Origin of the sequence: Piscirickettsia salmonis LF-89 = ATCC VR-1361, assembly GCF_000297215.2 — a bacterium.
In the GTDB taxonomy this organism is placed as follows: Bacteria; Pseudomonadota; Gammaproteobacteria; order Piscirickettsiales; family Piscirickettsiaceae; genus Piscirickettsia; species Piscirickettsia salmonis.
Genome location: NZ_AMFF02000068.1, coordinates 1 through 2,237 on the forward strand (window position 1 = coordinate 1; position 2,237 = coordinate 2,237).

Annotated in this window: 4 protein-coding genes and 1 pseudogene; all 5 read left to right on the forward strand. The window is 33.0% G+C overall.

Translation table 11 applies throughout. The features are described 5' to 3' along the window. Positions 1-233: pseudogene (locus tag C200_RS16110) on the forward strand (IS701 family transposase); the annotation flags it as partial. A 74-nt stretch (positions 234-307) separates the two neighbouring features. After that, entirely contained in the window at positions 308-688 is a 381-nt protein-coding gene (locus C200_RS07005) for a taurine catabolism dioxygenase TauD, TfdA family protein (protein ID WP_016212519.1), read from the forward strand. Continuing rightward, entirely contained in the window at positions 669-800 is a 132-nt protein-coding gene (locus tag C200_RS16525) for a hypothetical protein (RefSeq protein WP_016212520.1), read from the forward strand. The genes C200_RS07005 and C200_RS16525 overlap by 20 nt, the downstream gene beginning before the upstream one ends. 16 nt (positions 801-816) lie before the next feature. Continuing rightward, positions 817-1,254 carry a TauD/TfdA family dioxygenase gene (locus C200_RS07010; protein ID WP_052047081.1) on the forward strand — a complete coding sequence of 146 codons (438 nt, stop codon included), beginning with the start codon at positions 817-819 and terminating at the stop codon, positions 1,252-1,254. 50 nt (positions 1,255-1,304) lie between these two features. Further along, entirely contained in the window at positions 1,305-2,150 is an 846-nt protein-coding gene (locus tag C200_RS07015; RefSeq protein WP_016212356.1) for a hypothetical protein, read from the forward strand. Positions 2,151-2,237: the final 87 nt, after the last annotated feature.

Sequence of the window (2,237 nt, forward strand, 5' to 3'; positions counted from 1 at the left end):
GGAAAATTGAAGAATATCATAAGTCGATTAAACAAAATGCAAGTTTAGCAAAATCACCAACTAAAACTGTTCGGTCACAATGCAATCATATTTTTGCATCAATCGTGGCATTTTGTAAACTAGAAACATTGAGTGTAAAAGCACAACTTAACCACTTTGCACTCAAATATAAATTACTTGTGCGGTCAAATCAAATAGCTTTTGAAGAGCTTAGGCGATTAAAATGTTTATGACCTGTGCGTAAGGTGAGTTAGTTATAAAAGAAATCAACATTTAAATATATTAAAAATTATGATAGGAGATAAAAATGAGTGCGATTGATATTGAAGATGTGTATGAGTATAGTCAGCCTATACGGTTACCTCAAATGTGTTTTCAAACGTTAGATTTTCCAGAACAAGCGGTGCCTTCTAGCTTATATAAGCATGTTTTGAATAAAATGGGAGTACTGATTGTATCCCTTGGTTATGAAGAAGACTCTCCAAAAACTTTGGAGAAGATCGTTGCTTTATTAGGGGAGGCCCACACTCATAGCACTGGAGATGATGCGGTATGGCATATTAAACAAGGTGGGTCAAGGGGTAATGAGGCATTGGCACGCTCTCATAAATTGAGTGAGTTTGTTCTGCATACTGATTGTTCATATGAGAAGCAAGTGCCAGATTTTTTTGCATTACATTGTACGTAAGCGTCGCTACCTCGGTAGGTATTTTGCACATCCAATGATGCAAAATCGCCGAGCAAAACGCGACGACTATAAACCCTCGGCTGTCCGCGTCACACAGCGTTACGTGCCTTGAATCGGCATAGCACTCCATGGCTCGCAGCGTTAGACATGATCGATTTGGAGGTGGGAAAAATCTTCTTGTTGATTGTTCAACTTTGATCCAGCACTTAACACCAGAGTCATTTGAAGCATTACAAAATGACCCTGTTGAAATTATTGTGCCTCCAGAATTTAAACGCGATATTGAATCAATTAATGCACGAGTTATTGATCAAAATTTTAATGTGAGATATCGAAAAGAAATATTAAAGTCAGAAGTTCTAACCCCAGCATTGCAGTCTGCTTTAGAAGAATTTGAAAGACTATGCCACTCACCTGTTTTAAATAGGAAATTAGAGTTAAAAGATAATCAAATACTTTTGCTTGATAATAAAAGATACCTACATGCAAGAACAACGATTAAAGATAAAGATAGGCATTTAATGAGAATAAGATTTTTTACTGACTTCAATAAATTCTCAAATTAATTTCTATGATAAAAATAAGTGAAAGATAAAAAAATACCTGGTGGTTAGATATGAAGCATTTAGTGCCAAGTTATCTGGATTCATCTAAATACTCTTTAGACTATGATAACTTTATTTCAAAAATTTCTAGTAAAATGGACTTGGAAAATTATGGTACAAGGTTTAGTCCTTATCTTCTTGATGTGCCGATAAGTATTTTGAATCAAGTTGAAGAGGTACATCCGGTTCTAGTTAAAGCAATTATAAAAATTGTTGATAATTATCTATTGGATGATGATTTACAAGAAATTTTAAAACTAGATGATCGCAAACTCTCTTTAATTAAACTAGCAAGTGAAGCACCATATCAATTGTTCTCCATTCGTCCTGACTTCTTAATTTCTGAGAATAATGAAGTTAAGTTATGTGAAATTAATGCTAGATTTACAATTAATGGTTTTATGGGTACTTATTATACTCATTTGCAAACAAGAGAAGATTATCCGGAAAATCAAGGTATAGAAGATAAGCTTGCTAGGCTCATTGATAATTATACTTCTAGATTTGACTTATCTAAACCACTATTCTTGATGCGACAAAATGAAACTGGCTATGATCTAAACTTATTAAAAATATTCTTAATAGATAGAGGTGTTGATATAGTTGATATTGAGCCTCAAGATTTAAGTTTAGCTAATAAAAAATTAGTTGCAAAGGGGGTTGAGTGTAAGCAACTCATTATGGAGTTGCATCAGAATGAATTAGAAAATATTTCTGATGATATTTTAGAGTATATTATTTTAAATGTAAATTATGTTAATGACATTAGAACTGTTTTTATTACACATGACAAGAGGCTATTTTCTATATTATCTAACTCACCTTACACACAGGTCATAAACATTTTAATCGCCTAAGCTCTTCAAAAGCTATTTGATTTGACCGCACAAGTAATTTATATTTGAGTGCAAAGTGGTTAAGCTGTACTTTTACACTCAATGTAT